This window comes from Rhodococcus sp. MTM3W5.2, from assembly GCF_001984015.1.
GTDB lineage: Bacteria > Actinomycetota > Actinomycetes > Mycobacteriales > Mycobacteriaceae > Rhodococcus_G > Rhodococcus_G oryzae.
The window spans coordinates 1,607,658-1,623,460 of record NZ_CP019572.1 but is presented as its reverse complement, the minus strand read 5'-3'; the positions used below and the strand labels follow the sequence as shown (position 1 = coordinate 1,623,460).

Sequence of the window (15,803 nt, the reverse complement as noted above, 5' to 3'; positions counted from 1 at the left end):
TCAGGGCGACCGCCGCGATGAGCGCGAGCGCGCCTGCCAGCAGCAGTGGCCTGCCCCTCCCGAGGGGGCGTCGGCGTCGGGGTCGTCTTCCGGATCGCCGTCCGTGTCGACGTCCCGAACGGCCTGGATCGCCCCGACCGCGGACGCGGTGAGCAGGCTCGACCGTTCGTGGGCGTCGGTGACCTCGCGCACCTCGCGCACCGAACCCGGGATCGCGCTGATCACCTCGGTGACGTCGTACGACGGCGGCAGGCCGATCCGTCGGATCGCCATCGCCGGGGTCTGGAATCCGGCAGCCAGGATCGCCGCACCCAGCGCGGCGGCCTGCTCCGGGCCCGGGCCCACCACGCTGTGCACCCCCAGCCGGTCGGTCAGCGCGGTCGCGACGCCCTTCATGGCAACAGTGTCACGCGCCACCAGTCCGTCCCCGGTCACGATCACGGCGTCGAGGTTCGAGGGCAACCAGCCGAAGGCTCCGAGCGCGGTGGAGAGCTGCGCGGTCGGCGACGTCCCGCTGCCCGCGGGGAACCGGAAGGAGCGACCGACCAGGACACCCGAGCGCACCAGGCTCACGGTCGTTCCCGCGTCGTCCGCGTGATACGTCCCGATCAGCTGGCCCGGCGTCTCCGCGACCTCGGATTCGAACCAGGCACACGTCGCCTCCGCGTCGGACACCAGCGTGATCTGCGGCATGCCGCCGTAGTCGAGCGATTCACGGAGGTCCGCCACGGACTCGGAGTCCCAGTTGGACGGGTAGGTCGCCCAGACGTGCGGCGTGCCGCCGTCCCGACCACCGTGGTCCGGCAGCGGCTCACACTCGTGCAACAGGCTGCTGATCGCCGTCGCGACCACGTCCTCCGCCCGATACCGGGTGCCGTCGCTCGCCGCGACCCCCTCGGGTCGCCGACCCTCGACAGGAACCCGGACAGCGTGTGCTCCGTCCCACCGTCCTGCCCGACACCGCCGAGCACGGTGCTCCCGTCGGAGCCAACATGCAGCACCGTGTCGCGGACGATGACTATGGGGTCCGGGGTTCCCACGCCGTTCGACGCGATCACCGTGTGCGACACGATGCTGCCCACCCTGAGCCCAATTCCCACGGACACGCCAACACCTCATTCGGTATGAACAGATCACCGTCCACGCGCCGAATCATTCAGCGCGCGGCCGGGTTACATCTTGCTATGCCGACGTTCAGGTGGGCGCGCGACACGACGGCCAGAGCGTCCGGTTCCCATTTTTTGCGACGCATCGAGCGGGCGCTCCGGGTCCGAGGACCGCCGGCCCCGCGGCGCGGGATCAGGCCAACGCGAGGAAGAGCTTCTCGAGCTCCGCCTCGGTCATCGGCTCCTGGTTGTCTCGATTGGTTCCGGACAGGCAATCGCGCAGGCCGGTCGCGACGATCTTGAAGCCGGCGCGGTCCAACGCCCGCGAGACCGCGGCGAGCTGGGTCACCACGTCCTTGCAGTCGCGGCCGCTCTCGATCATCGAGATGACGCCCGCCAGTTGGCCCTGCGCGCGCCGCAGCCTGTTGAGCACCAACGCGATGCTCTCCTCGTCACCCGTCATTGCGCCACTCCCTGTTCTCACGTCCGGATTCGTCAACTCCGATGGTACCCGCCGGGGTATCTGAGCGCGGGCGGGTGCGGCCCTGGCCTGCACAGATGCTAATGTCGCCGTGTTGAGACACGGGGTGCTCCGCAAGTCGCGGGGCTGAGAGCAGACCCGAGAACCTGGCCAGGTAATGCTGACGAAGGGATGTCATGGCTTCGCATACGCCCACCACGGGGGTACCGACCGCTTCACCGAACACCTGTGGGATCACACCAAGGCGCTGCGCGTCGCGATCGACGAGCTGGAGTTCCTCCGCCGTCTCGGCGACGGCAGCCTGCCGCTGGACGTCTTCCGCTTCTACGTCGAGCAGGACTCGCTGTATCTGAGCGGGTACGCCAAGGCGCTGGCCATCCTCGCCTCGCGGGCACCCGACCCGGCGTCCGCCGCCTTCTGGGCCACCTCCGCCGCCAGCGCGGCCGTGGTCGAGACCTCCCTGCACGAGGATCTGCTGTCGGGCGGGGTGCTGCCGCCCGCCGAGCAGGAACCCCGGCACTCCCCGACCTGCCTCGGCTACGTCTCGTACCTGATCGCGGCCGCGGCCACCGAGCCGTACCCTGTCGCGGCGGCGGCGATCCTGCCGTGCTTCTGGATCTACGCCGAGGTCGGGCGCGACCTGGCCGCGAGCGCGGCGAAGGTGCTGGCCGCCGATCCCGGACATCCCTACGCACAGTGGGTGTCCACCTACGACGCCGAGGAGTTCCAGACCTCCGCGGCGACCGCCCGCACCCTGGTCGACGCGGCCGCGGCCGCCGCCACACCGGGCGAGCGCGAGGCGATGGTCGAGGCATTCACCGTCGCGACGCGGTACGAACTGCTGTTCTGGGACACCGCGCTCCACCCGCAGCCCTGGCCCGCGCCGTGAGCGCCCGGATCCGCCGCGCGCTCGCGGGCGCCGTCGTCGCGCTGTCCTCACTGTCGTTGCTCACCGCGTGTGGCTCCGACACCGACTCCGGGGAGACCATCCGGTTCGCCCTCGACTGGACGCCGAACACCAACCACACCGGGCTCTTCGTTGCGCAGCAACAGGGGTACTTCGCCGACGTCGGGCTGGACGTGGAGGTGTTGCCGTACAACAACACCGCGGTCGACACCCTCGTCGACTCCGGCAACGCCGAGTTCGGGATCAGCACCCACGACGCGTCGACGTTCTCCCGCGCCTCCGGCGCGCACACCGTCTCAGTCCTCGCACCGCTACAGCACTGGGCGACCGCGATCGGCGTCCGCGCCGACCGGGCCGACATCGTCAGCCCCAAGGACCTCGACGGCAAGACCTATGCCGGGTTCGGCGATCCGGGCGAGAACGAGACGCTCCGCCAGGTGATCCGAAACGACGGTGGCACCGGCGATTTCAACTCGGTCACCCTCGGCACGTCCGCCTACGAGGCCGTCTATTCCGGCAAGGCCGACTTCACCGTCTCGTACTTCGCGTGGGAGGGCATCGAGGCCGAACATGCGGGCACCCCGATGCGGTACTTCCGCTACACCGACTACGGGTTCCCCGATGCATACGCCATCGTGGTCGACGGCAACGAGGACTGGCTCGCATCGCACCCCGAGCAGGCCGGCAAGTTCGTTCAGGCGCTGCAGCGGGGCTACCAGTTCGCCGCGGACAACCCGGACGAGGCCGCGAAGATCCTCATCGAGGCCAACCCGGGCGCCTTCAACGACGAGTCACTGGTGATCGAGAGCCAGCGGATGCTCGCCTCGCAGTACATGAAGGACGCGACCGGGAAGGTCGGCACCCAGACCCTGCCGCAATGGGCAGGCAACTCCGGATTCCTCTACCAGCACGGACTGCTCGCCGGCCCGGACGGCAACACGTTGACCACCGAACCCGACTGGTCGACGTACTTCACCAATGACTACCTCGGCCCTTCGTAGACTGACCCCCGCCCTGGTGGTGGTGGCGGCGCTGGTCGTCGCCTGGCAGGTCTATGTCGATGTCAGCGGGATCCGTCCGCAGCTGCTGCCCTCACCGGTGCGCGTCGCGCAGCAGGGCTGGGGGCACCGCGAGGAGATCGCCGTGCACGCGGGCGCCACGCTGACGGTGACCCTGATCGGGTTCTCGGTGTCGCTGGTCCTGGCGTGGGCGCTGGCGATCCTGGTGGATTTCTCGCCGTGGCTGCGCCGCGCGTTCGTGCCGTTGTTCGTGGCCTCGCAGACGCTGCCGATCATCGCGATCGCCCCCTGATGATCATCTGGTTCGGGTTCGGTCTGCTGCCGAAGGTCCTGGTGATCGCCCTGGCCACCTTCTTCCCGATGGCGATCGGGCTGATCGAGGGCTTCGCCTCGACCGAACGGGAGGCGGGCGCGCTGCTGCGCAGCATGCGCGCCTCGCGCTGGCAGGTGTTCCGGTATGTCCGGCTGCCGTCGGCGCTGCCGCGGTTCTTCACCGCGCTGCGGATCGGCATCACCTACGCCGTCGTCGGCGCGGTGTTCGCCGAGTACGTCGGGGCCAGTAAGGGACTCGGCATCTACATGAGTCTGCAGAAGAACTCGTTCCGCACCGATCTGGTGCTGGCCGCGGTGCTGGTCACCGCCGTCATCAGCATCGCCCTCTACCTGCTCACGTTCGCGGTGGAGCGGGTCGTCGCCCCGTGGTCCCGGATGGAGCACGGCCATGGGTGAGGCACGGGGATCGAGGATCGCGCTAGAGGCGATCACCAAGTCGTATCCGCTGCCCGGCCGCGGCGGGGGTACCGCCCATCGACGCGGCACCGGTTCCCGCCTCGTGCTGGACCGGGTGTCCTTCGACGCCGCCCCCGGCGAGTTCGTCTCCGTCATCGGCCCGAGCGGCTGCGGCAAGAGCACGGTGTTCAACATCCTCGCCGGGCTGGACTCGCCGGACTCGGGCCGGGTGCTCGTCGGCGACGGGGCCGCGTCGGGAACTCCGCACTGCGCATACATGCCGCAGAAGGATCTGCTGTTCCCGTGGCGAACGGTTCTCGACAACACCGCGCTCGGGCTCGAGGTACAGGGGATCGACAAGCGGGAGGCCAGGCGCCGCGCCCGCGAGCTGTTCCCGATCTTCGGCCTGGCCGGGTTCGAGGATGCCCGCCCGTTCCAGCTGTCGGGCGGGATGCGCCAACGCGCCGCGATGTTGCGCACGGTCGTCCAGGACCGCGAACTACTGCTGCTCGACGAGCCGTTCGGTGCGCTCGATTCGCTGACCCGCACCGAGATGCAGGACTGGCTGCAGCAGGTGTGGCAGCGATACCGGTGGATGGTCCTGATGATCACGCACGACATCCGCGAGGCGGTCTACCTCTCCGACCGGGTGATCGTGCTGTCGGCCCGGCCAGCCACCGTGCGCCGGGAGGTGCGGGTGGACCTGCCGCGGCCCCGTGAGCTGTCCGTCGTCACCTCGCCCGAGTTCGTCGCACTGGAGCAGGAGCTGCTGGAGGTGCTGCACGAGGAGTCGCGCCGCGCGCTCGCCGAACAGGAGTCCGCGCCGCGATGACCCGCGGGCCTGGCGCCACCGACGCGCTGCGGCCACACTGGAGTTGACTCCCGGGGCGACGACGAGCCGGGGCGACACCGCAGGAGAATTGCCATGGGTAGCAGGGGACCGTTCGGCATCGATCCGGAAGACATAGAGCGCATCGCCCGCGAGGCCAGTGCGGGACTGCGCGACGCGGCCGAGAAATTCGGCAGGTTCCTCGACGATGCGGGCATCCCCTACTCGCACTCGTTCAATGTGGGAACCAGCACGTCCTGGCCCCGACCGCGACCGGAGACCACGGGTGATGCCGGCGACGGCGTGTGGGCCATCTACACCGTCGACGAGGACGGGTCCGCCCGGGTGGACCAGGTGTTCGCGACGGAGCTCGAGGCGCTGCGGATTCACAAGAACAACACCGACCCGCGGCGGCTGGTGCGGTTCCTGCCGTACGGGGTGACGGTGAGCGTGCTCGACGAGGACACCGCCGATGCCTCCGGCTCTGCGGCCTCTGCGGCCTCGGCTGACTCCGCGGACGAGAACCCGACCGGCGACACCGGCCGGGCACCCACCGACGACGAGAGCTAGCGTCGCGTCGGCTTGTGCGCAGGGGTCCCCGGGCGGTCACCCGGCGGCCCGGGCCTGCTCGTAGAGCGGTGTCGCGAACACTCCAAGCCGGTCGCTTTGTTGCTGGCGTGCTGCGGCGGTGTCGACCGCATCGGCGATTCTTGTCGATGTCATTGTCATTCCCCTTTGCCGGGCACGTGAGCATGCGCAGCACTAGGGCGACAATGAGGCCGCCGACGGCGCAGATCGCAACTGCGAGAAAGCCTGCACTGACGCCATCGAGAGTCGCCGCTGCGGCGGCATCGGGGTGGTCCCTGATGACGATGGCCATGGTCGTTCCAACGACGGCGATTCCGAGTGCGCCGCCAGTCTGGTTGAAGGTGTTGAGCAAACCGGAGCCGACACCCGAGTCCTTGAGCGCGACATGGCTTGCGCCGATTCCGTAGAGCGGGACGAAGGCGCTGGGCAGTCCGGCGCCGATGATGGCGAGCAGTGCGATCACTGCGGCAATGTTGTCGATTCCGGTGGCTAGAGCCGCGGCGCCGATCAGCTGTGCGGCGACGCCACCGAGGTATACACGGGCCGGGCCTTGGCTGGCGATGATCTTCGGTAGGACGACCGCTACGACGAGGGAGGCTAGTCCCATCGGGAGCAGGCTGAGGCCGGCGAGCAGGGGGCTCATCGCGTGGACGTCCTGGAAGAAGATGCTGCCAAGGTAAGAGCTGCTGATCATGACCGCGGCCGCGAGCATCAGACCGATGCTTGCGGCGAGGTAGGTCGGGATACGGAGGAGGGAGAGAGGCAGGAGCGGATCAGCGGATCGGGCTTCCAGGGCGCCGACGGCGCCGAGAATCACGACGGCGATCGTCAGGAAGATCCACACGTTGGGTTCGTCGGGCCCGTTCTGCAGTTCGATCAGGGCGTAGGTCAGGGCGGCTAGGCCGCCGCTGACCAGCACTGCGGTCGGGAAGCGCAGTGGGCGGACATCGGCGGTGCGCATCGGCGGGACCACGCGGTATGCGGCGATCGCGGCGCCAATGGCGAAGACCACGTTGATCAGGAACACCCACCTCCAGCTCAACAGATCGACGATCAGGCCGCCGAGTACGACGCCGAGGGTGGCGCCGACCACTCCCAGACCGCTCCAGGCGGTCAGTGCGATGCGGCGCTGGTTGGCCGCGACATAGGTGGCAACCACAATTGACAGCGCGGCGGACGACAGAACGGCTGCGCTTGCGCCCTGGGCGATGCGGCCGGCGATGAGTGAGGCGGCGTTGGTCGATACGCCGCACCACACGCTGGTGGCGGCGAACAGGGTCAGTCCTGCGACGAAGGCCCGGCGGCGGCCGAGGATGTCGGCCACGCGTCCGCCGAACAGCAGGAGGCTGCCGTACATCAGGACATAGCCGCTGATCACCCATTGGAGTGCGGCGGTGGTGGTGGACAGATCACGCCCGATGCTCGGGACGGCCACGTTGACCACGGTCGCATCGAGCATGACCATCAGCTGCGCGATTCCGATGACGGCCATAGGGGCCCAGCCAATGGAGGCGTTTTCGGACTCTTCTGCACTGCTCAGGTGGATTGCATTGGTCATGAGGAGCTCCTTTCGGACCTAAATATAATGCATGTGCATGCATTGTAACTAGGGAGTTGAGGTACCCTGTCCCGGTGGAAGAGGACATCTTGTTGGCGGACCGCTGGCTAGCCCTTGTGCGGGCCTGTGAAGCATCGACCGCGCGGATCGAGCGGGCCCTCGCCCGCGACCACCACCTGTGCGTCAGTGCCTACGAACTCATGGAGCGCATGAATGCCGCCGGCGGCTGGGTTCGAGTCACGGACCTCACCCACAACGTCTCACGAAGCCAGTCCCAGGTCTCGCGGCTGATCACTCAGATGCTCGACGCCGAGTACATCGACCGCGAGCGGGATCCCGCCGATGCCCGTGGTTCCCGTGTGCGCCTCACTTCAAGCGGTAGAAGAGCATTCCGCAACGCCACCGACACGGTAAACAGTGAGCTTCGGCAAGTGGTCAACGAAGACCAACTCACCGCTCCCTTCTGGAGGACCGCGAGTGAGTCTGCGTTCACCGCGCAGCCGAGGTAAACGCCCGGTGGCCAACCCCGCGGCCTCGATCTTCGAGTGCGAGGGACCTCCGCGCCCGGGCGAGACACCGCGTGGCCACACGTGCAGCAGGTGCTTCCACTCGCCGCCGACCTGAAGGCAGTCAACAGCGAACCACCCTCCCCCAGCACCCGGTGGAACTCGGCGAGCACCGACGGCAGTCGCTCGGGCGGGTGTGGATGATCGAGCATGAGGCAGGTGCCGCCGACCTCGCCGCCGTCCGTGAGGTTCAGCGCCGTGATCGTCCCTCGCCGAAACGCAGGACCGGGTGGTCGCGGCGGGCCACGGCCACCATCGCGGGTGACAGGAAGGCCGAACACGCTGAGCCCCAACGAATGCAGGTGCCGTCACCGGCCCGGCCCGCACCCGAAATCAGCCAGGGGCCTTTTCTCGGCCTGCACGAGCTCGGCGAAGGAGGCGAGCATGGCGCGATCGTACGGCTGGTCTGACAGCAGCGCGCGGACCAGTCCGCGTAGTCCGCCGCCACGATGTCGTGGCCGTCCGGGTCTCGGTCAGCTAGGACTGTTCGGCCATTCCCAGCACCATGCTGTCCTGTACCGACACCGCTAGACGAACTCGGCGACCGGCGTCCGCCCGGCCTGCCAGGTGCGGTAACCGCCGTCCAGGTTGCGCACGCTGCGCCCGAGCTGCCGCAGCAGCTGGGTCGCCGTGTGGCCGCGCTGACCGACCTGGCAAACCGCGATCAGCTCACCCTCCGGCAATTCGGCTGCGCGCGAGCGCAACTGGTCGAGCTCGATGTTGACCGCGCCGGGGATCGACCCCAAAGCGAACTCGGCCGGGGTGCGCACGTCCACCAGCACCGCACCGGCCTCGACCAGCGCGGGCAGCTCGTGCCATTGCACCGTGGCGGTGGTGCCGGTGCGCAGGTTGTCGGCGATGTAGCCGAGCATGTTCACCGGGTCCTTCGCCGAACCGAACTGTGGTGCGTAGGCCAGTTCGAGGTCCGCCAGTTCGGCGGCGGTGATGCCGCCGACCATGGCGGTGGCGATCACGTCGATGCGCTTGTCCACGCCGTCACCGCCGACGCCCTGGGCGCCGAGGATCGCGTCGGTGTCCGGGTCGACGAGCAGCTTGAGCGACATGCCCTGCGCGCCCGGGTAATAGCCGGCATGCGACTGCGGGTGCGTGTGGATGGCCCGATACCCGCGACCTGCGGCGCGCAACCGCTTCTCGTTCCAGCCCACCGCGGCCACCATCAGCGAGAACACCCCGACGATCGCGGTGCCGACGACGGGGCGCGCCCGCACCGGCCTGCCCGCGATCACGTCCGCGACCAGTCGGCCCTGCCGGTTCGCGGGGTTCGCCAGCGGGACCAGTCCTGCGCCGCCGGTGAGTGCGTCGGTTTTCTCGACCGCATCGCCGACCGCGTAGACGCCCGCCGCGGAGGTGCGCATGCTCGCGTCGACCACGATGCCGCCGCGGGGCCCGACCTCGATGCCCGCGCCGACCGCCAGCGCGGTCTCCGGCCGCACCCCGATGGCCATCACGACGACGTCGGCCGGGACCAGTCGGCCGTCGGCGAGGGTCACGGTGTCCGCGCCGATCCCGGTCACCTGGGTGCCGAGCTCGAGCCGGACGCCGTTGCCGCGCAGCTCATCCGCGACCGGCGACGCCATCTCGGGATCGAGCGGGGCCAGCACCTGGTCGGCCAGCTCGACGACGGTGATCTCGAGTCCGCGGCGTCGCAGGTTCTCGGCGAGTTCGACGCCGATGAACCCGGCCCCGACGATCACCGCGGTGCGGGCGTCGGCGTCGAGCGCGCCGACCAACCGGTCCACGTCCTCGACGTCGCGCAGGACCAGGGCACGCCCGACCCCCTCGATGTCGGGGACGATGGGGCTCGCGCCGGGGCTGAGCACCAGCGAGTCGTACGACTCCGCGGTCTCGTCGCCGGTCCGCAGATCGCGGACGGTGACGGTCCCGGCGGCGGGGTCGACGGCGACCACCTCAGTGCGCACCCGGACGTCGAGGCGGAACCGGGCGGCGAGGCTTTCGGGGGTCTGCAGCAGCAGCGCCTCCCGGTCCTCGATGACCCCACCCGCGTAGTAGGGCAGCCCGCAGTTGGCGAACGACACGTGCGCACCGCGCTCGAAGACGACGATCTCCGCCTCCTCGTCCAGGCGGCGCAACCTGGTCGCGGCGGACATCCCTCCTGCGACCCCACCCACGATGACGACCTTCACGGCGACTCCTCTCAGTCGACCAGACTATACCCCTAGGGTATATAGGTAGCCCGTGGACGTGACCGGTCACACCCCGGGACGCCGAGGGTCATCGCCTGCGGATCAGCCGCACGACGGCGTACCCGACGAGGACGACCAGCGCGGCGAAGCCCACCCAGGGGACCGCCCGGCCGAGGAAGACGATCAGTCCGTGGAGCGCGGACAGCAGCGCGTGCCACCCGGCCACGACGCCGTCCCAGAAGCTGTCCGGGTCCGCACTGTCCGGCCCGTCGGTGGTGATGTCGATCGAGATGGTCGCGAGCTCGACCTGGTCGGACAGCGCGCGCCGCTGCGCGACGAGGCTGTCGAGTTCCGCCTGCCGCTCCGAGAGCGCGTTCTCGGCTTCGATCAGATCCGCGGTGTTCGCGGCGGTCGCGATCAGCCCCTGCAGCCGCGTGACCGAGGCCTGCAGGGCACCGATCCGCGCGTCGAGATCCTGGGTCTGCATGGTGACATCGCTCTTGCTGACGCTCACCCCGGTCACCTCGCCGAGCTCCGAGATCTCGTCGAGGGTGGCGGTGAGACGGTCCGCCGGGATCCGAACCGTCAGCGAGCTACTCGGCTCGGTGTCGTCGGTCCGCGGCCGCTCGGTCCGGTCGTCGACCCGGCCGCCCGCGTCCTCGACGATGCGCACGACGGTGTGGCCGGTGTCGACGGGATCGGCCGCGGTGAGCGAGACCGTGCCGGTGGTGACCTCCTGGCGTTCGACGGAACCCTCCGCGGGCGCCGGGGCGAACTTCGCATCGGGTGCGATGCCTGCATCGGCACCGGCCGTGAGGGACGACTGTGACTCGGTCTGCGACTGCTCTGGTTCGCCGCCACCGCACCCCGCCAACAACGCAGTCAGGATCAGGATCGTGGCGAGCGCGGGTGCCTTCATACCGGGATGCTAGGCCGGTGGCGGTCGGCGGACGGAGCTCCGACACGCCGCTCAGCCTTCACCATCACACCCAGGTCCATCCGAATGGTCCCGGCGCCGTTGATCTCACACACTCGACCCCGCCGGACTCGTCGATGTCCATCAGGATCGATTCCATGAGCGTCGGTGCGCCCCGCCACAGCGCGGACGTGCCGTCCCGGGTGAACAACGGATAGCGCCGGGCGCACACCGTGCGCGGCAATTCCGGATGCCTGAACGTCACGATGATGCCGGCCGTGGGGAACCACCCGTCGATCTCGACGTCGAGCAGCCCTTCGTCCATGTTCTCCGCGATCAGCCGCTCGCGTTCCCGCAGTGCCCACCGGTCCGGATCTCCCATCTCGGGCGGCGGCGTCACCGGCATGTCGAGTCCGGACAGCGCCGCGGCATCCATCTCGATGAGGGCGAGCGCACCGCCCCGGTCGACGGCGCCGAGATCGGTGGCGAACAGTCCGTCGGTCGTCGAGACCCACAGCTGCCCGAGGTCCGGCAGCAGCGCAAGGTCTTTCGGAAACCCCGATGCGGATGCCCACACGGACGGCCTGAGCAGATGGGGGTCGACGCGAAAGTAGGTGAAGCGATTCGAGTCTCGGCCGCCTTCTTCGCTGAAGGCGCTGTCGCGCCAGCGGTATTCCATTGCGCTCGGACGCAGGGTGAACCAGGGCCCGGTCGGCACCGGCCACGGACCGAAGTCCGATTCGATCGGAACGGCCGTGACGGGCAACAACCGCTCACCCAGGACTTGGGAGCAGCCCGACCGGCACACCGCAATGGGAGTGCCGAGATCGACGAGGTTTACGTCGCCAACGCTCCAGTAGGCCCGCGGCCATGCGGTTCTGAGGGTGCGGGATCCGTCGATACCGATTCGACCGCACCATGGCCCGCGGTCGGTCTGTGCAAAAGGTCGGCCGTGCGCCTCGGTTCTCATGAAGACGAGAAACCCATCAGGAGCGGGCCCCATGCTCTCGACGTCGGCGGGCATCGGCACCACCGCGGTCGGGCCCGTGCTGGTCCGGAGTTCCACCACGCATGTGCCCAGTTTCCGCGCGCGGCTTACCGTGGCGAGCGTTCCACCCGCCAGAGCAGACACCGAAACCGGATTCTCGTCCAGCACTCGAACCGTGCCGGCGTGGTCACAGTGCGCGATACCGTCCGGTCCAACGATCCAGCACCCCGCGTCGTCTGCGTGTAGCCACCGGATCTTCGATCCCACAATCCCGGAACCACGCACCGGCCCCGGCACCTCGTGGGTGGTGATCGATCCGTCGCCCGCGCGGCGTACGAGCGCCGGATGGCTGACGTCGAGTAACCAGAGGACCGACCCGTGTCCCGCCATCGAACCGGCGCGGAAGGCCCTGGCCGTGCCGCCAAAATGACCGATGGAGGTCGAGTGCTGAGAGGAAGAACTGTCGAACCCGGCGCTCATGCGCCTTTCGTCGTGTCGAGTGCAAGCATGAGTCCACCATAGCCACAGGCGGTCCGGCACTCACCGAAAATCCCTCGACCTGCCCGCCATCCGTAGGTCCATCCGCTGCAGCCGGTCCGCCACCACCGTCACCGCACCCTCCGCGTTCTGCACCTTCCCCCGGACAAGGAGCGCGGGCGCGGTGTGCGCGAGCGTGCGGTAGCGGGCCCACAGCCCCACCGAGCAGACCACGTTCACCATCCCCGTCTCGTCCTCGAGGTTGATGAAGGTGACCCCGCCCGCGGTGGCCGGGCGCTGGCGGTGGGTGACCGCTCCCCCGACCAGCACCCTGTCGCCGTCGGGCACCGCCAATAACCCCGATGCCGGGGTCACGCCCAGCGCCTCGAGTTGGGGGCGAAGGAACTCGGTGGGATAGGAGTCCGGCGAGACCCCGGTCGCCCACACATCCGCTGCCGCGAGCTCGACGTCGCTCATCCCGGGCAGAGTGGGCGCGACGGTCGAGGCGCCCATGCCCGGCAGCCGTCCCGGCCGCTCCCCCGCGGCCGCCCCCGCCGCCCACAGCGCCTGCCTGCGCGACCCGGCGAAACAACCGAGCGCGCCCGCGGTGGCCAGCGACTCCGCCTGCGGGGTGGTCAGTTCCACCCGACCGGTCAGGTCGAGCAGGGAGGTGTAGGGCCCGCCCTCGCACCTGGCCGCCACGATCTTCTCCGCCAGTGCCGCACCGATGTGCCGCACCTCCCCGAGACCAAGCCGGACCTCCAGCCCCTCGCCCTCGAGCGTGGCGTGCGCCAGGCTGGCGTTCACGTCCGGCCCGTGCACCCGGACCCCGTGCCTGCGGGCGTCGGCGACCAGCGACTGCGGGGAGTAGAACCCCATCGGCTGGGCCCGCAGCAGGCCGGCACAGAACGCCGCCGGGTGGTGCAGCTTGAACCAGGCCGAGTAGAACACCAGCGCGGCGAAGCTCTGCGAATGACTCTCAGGGAAACCGAAATTCGCGAAGGCGTACAGCTTCTCGAAGATCCGGTCCGCCACCTCTCCTGTGACGCCGTGCAGGTCGCGCATCCCGTCGTAGAACCGGCCGCGCAGCCGTTCCATCCGCTCCGGTGACCGCTTGGACCCCATCGCCCGGCGCAGCTGGTCGGCCTCGGCCGCGGTGAACCCGGCCACGTCGACCGCCATCTGCATCAGCTGTTCCTGGAACAGCGGCACCCCCAGGGTCCGCGCCAGGGCCTTCTCCAGCGACGGGTGGTCGTAGGTGACCGGCTCGATCCCGTTGCGGCGCCGGATGTACGGGTGCACCGAGCCGCCCTGGATGGGCCCGGGCCGGATCAGCGCCACCTCCACCACCAGGTCGTAGAAGTTGCGCGGCTTCAGTCGCGGCAGGGTGGCCATCTGGGCGCGGGATTCCACCTGGAACACCCCGACCGAATCGGCTCGCTGCAGCATCTCGTAGACCGCATCCTCGGACAGGTCCAGCCTGGCCAGATCCACCTCGAGGTTCTTGTGCTCGGCGACCAGGTCGATCATGTAGTGCAGCGCGGAGAGCATGCCGAGTCCGAGCATGTCGAACTTGACCAGCCCCACCGCCGCGCAGTCGTCCTTGTCCCACTGGAGAACGCTCCGGTTCTCCATCCGCGCCCATTCCACCGGGCACACGTCGGCGATCGGACGGTCGCAGATCACCATGCCGCCGGAGTGGATGCCGAGATGCCGGGGCAGGCCCTCGATCTGGCCCGCGAGCTCCAGCACGGCGGGCGGGATATCGGTGCCGGTTTCGCCGGCGACGCCGGTCCATCGGCTGACCTGCTTGCTCCACGCATCCTGCTGACCCTGCGAGAAGCCAAGTGCCCGAGCCATGTCCCGCACCGCCATCTTGCCGCGGTAGGTGATGACGTTCGCGACCTGCGCCGCATAGGCGCGGCCGTAGCGGTTGTAGACGTACTGGATCGCCTCCTCACGGCGATCCGATTCGATGTCGACGTCGATGTCGGGTGGGCCGTCTCGTTCGGGCGAGAGGAACCGCTCGAACAGCAGCTTGTTCCCGACCGGGTCGACGTTGGTGATGCCGATCGCGTAGCAGACGGCCGAGTTCGCCGCCGATCCCCTGCCCTGACAGAGGATGTCGTTGCGGTGACAGAAGGACACGATGTCGTGCACGACCAGGAAATAGCCCGGGAACCCGAGCTGGGCGACGATCGTCAGCTCGTGCTCGATCTGCCGGTAGGCGTCGGGCCGCTGCTCGGGGGTGCCGTAGCGCCGCCGGGCGCCCGCCATCGTCAGCTCGCACAGCCAGCTGTTCTCGTCGTGGCCCTCGGGCACCTCGAACGGCGGTAGCTCGGGCGCGATCAGCCGCAGGTCGAAGGCGCACTCGCGACCCAGCTCGGCAGCGCCAGGCACCGCGGTGGGATGCGCGGCGAACAGCCGGGACATCTCCGCACCGGACCGCAGGTGCGCGCCGCCGGTCGGTCCCAGCCATCCGGCCGCCTCGTCCAGGCTCTGCCTGGCGCGGACCGCCGCCATCGCCATGGCAAGGCGTCGGCGCGGCGGGCCGGCGAAATGTGCTGCGGTGGAGGCGATGACGGGCAGCCCCGCGGCCCTGGCGAGCTCGGCCAGCGCGCCGTTGCGTTCGTCGTCCTCGGCAACACCGTGGTGGGTGAGCTCGACGGTGACCCTGTCCCTTCCGAACCTCTCGGTCAGTCCGCGCAGCTCCGCCTCCGCCGCCGAGATGCCCCCGGAGTCGAGCGCCATGCGCACGTGCCCCTTGCGGCAGCCGGTGAGGATCTGCCAGTGCCCACCTGCCGCCTCGGTCAGCTCGTCCAGGTCGTAACGCGGTTTGCCCTTCTCGCCGCCCGCCAGGTGCGCCGCCGCGAGCTGCCGCGACAACCGCCGGTAGCCCTCCCGCCCGCGCGCCAGCACCAGCAGATGGGTGCCGCCGGGGTCCGGTGTCCCGGTCCGCGAACCGGCCGAGTCCGCATCGGGTGACGGCAGGGACAATTCGGCTCCGAAGACGGTGCGCATGTTCAGCTCCTTGGCCGCCTCCGCGAACCGCACCACCCCGTAGAGCCCGTCGTGGTCGGTCAGCGCGATCGCCTCGAGCCCCAGCCGGACCGCTTCCTCCACCAGTTCCTCGGGCGGGCTCGCGCCGTCGAGAAAGCTGAAGGCGGAGTGGGCGTGCAGCTCCGCGTAGGGCACGGTCGGCGTCTCGTCCCGGGAGATCGGGCCTGCGCGGTATTCGCCGCGTTTACGGGACCAGGCCGGGCTGTCGCTGCCGTCGCCGGGGTACATCGCCTCCGGCGGGTTCCGTCCCGGCCTGCCGGAGAGCACCCGCTCCATCTCCGACCATGTCGGCGGCCCGTTTCCCCAGCCCATCGCATTCACCTTCCCTGCGCATCCGGCCGCCGAGGATTCGGCGCCGGAGCCCGAGCGGGGAAGTCGCATCGAACGTGTGTTCTATTATGATCCGAGCTGGGC

12 protein-coding genes, 2 pseudogenes and 1 riboswitch are annotated in these 15,803 nt (G+C 69.4%); of the genes and pseudogenes, 7 read left to right on the top strand and 7 right to left on the bottom strand.

The window, feature by feature from the left end:
* The gene (locus tag BTZ20_RS07435; protein ID WP_411269112.1) at nt 1–852 is read right to left on the bottom strand and encodes a hypothetical protein; all 852 of its coding nucleotides are present in this window, start codon (nt 850–852) and stop codon (nt 1–3) included.
* 447 nt (nt 853–1,299) lie between these two features.
* On the bottom strand, nt 1,300–1,569 hold the full coding sequence (locus BTZ20_RS07430) for a metal-sensitive transcriptional regulator (RefSeq protein WP_027501746.1): 270 nt from the start codon (nt 1,567–1,569) through the stop codon (nt 1,300–1,302).
* Nucleotides 1,570–1,679: 110 nt separating this feature from the next.
* A riboswitch (TPP riboswitch) is annotated at nt 1,680–1,776 on the top strand.
* Between BTZ20_RS07430 and BTZ20_RS07425 the strand changes: the two genes are divergently transcribed.
* The 5 genes and pseudogenes from BTZ20_RS07425 to BTZ20_RS27830 all read left to right on the top strand — a co-directional run bounded on the left by BTZ20_RS07425 (nt 1,745) and on the right by BTZ20_RS27830 (nt 5,641).
* A complete protein-coding gene (locus BTZ20_RS07425) occupies nt 1,745–2,476 on the top strand; it encodes a TenA family protein (protein WP_148663859.1) in 732 nt (243 codons plus the stop codon). (Overlaps the previous riboswitch by 32 nt.)
* On the top strand, nt 2,473–3,495 hold the full coding sequence (locus BTZ20_RS07420) for an ABC transporter substrate-binding protein (RefSeq protein WP_411269111.1): 1,023 nt from the start codon (nt 2,473–2,475) through the stop codon (nt 3,493–3,495). The genes BTZ20_RS07425 and BTZ20_RS07420 overlap by 4 nt, the downstream gene beginning before the upstream one ends.
* Nucleotides 3,473–4,242 (top strand): annotated as a pseudogene (locus BTZ20_RS07415) (ABC transporter permease). Before BTZ20_RS07420 ends, BTZ20_RS07415 begins: the two are co-directional and overlap by 23 nt.
* On the top strand, nt 4,235–5,074 hold the full coding sequence (locus BTZ20_RS07410; protein ID WP_077040914.1) for an ABC transporter ATP-binding protein: 840 nt from the start codon (nt 4,235–4,237) through the stop codon (nt 5,072–5,074). The pseudogene BTZ20_RS07415 and the gene BTZ20_RS07410 overlap by 8 nt, the downstream one beginning before the upstream one ends.
* Before the next feature lie 93 nt (nt 5,075–5,167).
* Nucleotides 5,168–5,641 carry a hypothetical protein gene (locus BTZ20_RS27830; RefSeq protein ID WP_077040913.1) on the top strand — a complete coding sequence of 158 codons (474 nt, stop codon included), beginning with the start codon at nt 5,168–5,170 and terminating at the stop codon, nt 5,639–5,641.
* Between the two features lie 343 nt (nt 5,642–5,984).
* Here the strand turns inward: BTZ20_RS27830 and BTZ20_RS07400 are convergent.
* Nucleotides 5,985–7,151 (bottom strand): annotated as a pseudogene (locus tag BTZ20_RS07400) (MFS transporter); the annotation flags it as partial.
* A 140-nt stretch (nt 7,152–7,291) separates the two neighbouring features.
* Here BTZ20_RS07400 and BTZ20_RS07395 point away from each other — a divergent pair.
* A complete protein-coding gene (locus BTZ20_RS07395) occupies nt 7,292–7,726 on the top strand; it encodes a MarR family winged helix-turn-helix transcriptional regulator (protein ID WP_077040912.1) in 435 nt (144 codons plus the stop codon).
* Nucleotides 7,727–7,878: 152 nt separating this feature from the next.
* Nucleotides 7,879–8,193, top strand: coding sequence for a hypothetical protein (locus BTZ20_RS07390; RefSeq protein ID WP_077040911.1), 315 nt, complete (start codon nt 7,879–7,881; stop codon nt 8,191–8,193).
* A gap of 117 nt (nt 8,194–8,310) precedes the next feature.
* Here BTZ20_RS07390 and BTZ20_RS07385 read toward each other — a convergent pair whose 3' ends face one another.
* From BTZ20_RS07385 to BTZ20_RS07370, 4 genes are all read right to left on the bottom strand, one after another.
* Nucleotides 8,311–9,948, bottom strand: coding sequence for an FAD-dependent oxidoreductase (locus BTZ20_RS07385; protein ID WP_077040910.1), 1,638 nt, complete (start codon nt 9,946–9,948; stop codon nt 8,311–8,313).
* A gap of 88 nt (nt 9,949–10,036) precedes the next feature.
* On the bottom strand, nt 10,037–10,867 hold the full coding sequence (locus BTZ20_RS07380; RefSeq protein WP_077040909.1) for a DUF4349 domain-containing protein: 831 nt from the start codon (nt 10,865–10,867) through the stop codon (nt 10,037–10,039).
* Nucleotides 10,868–10,931: 64 nt separating this feature from the next.
* Nucleotides 10,932–12,332, bottom strand: a complete 1,401-nt coding sequence (locus BTZ20_RS07375) for a hypothetical protein (protein WP_077040908.1) — start codon at nt 12,330–12,332, stop codon at nt 10,932–10,934.
* A 60-nt stretch (nt 12,333–12,392) separates the two neighbouring features.
* A complete protein-coding gene (locus BTZ20_RS07370; protein ID WP_077040907.1) occupies nt 12,393–15,701 on the bottom strand; it encodes an error-prone DNA polymerase in 3,309 nt (1,102 codons plus the stop codon).
* Nucleotides 15,702–15,803: the final 102 nt, after the last annotated feature.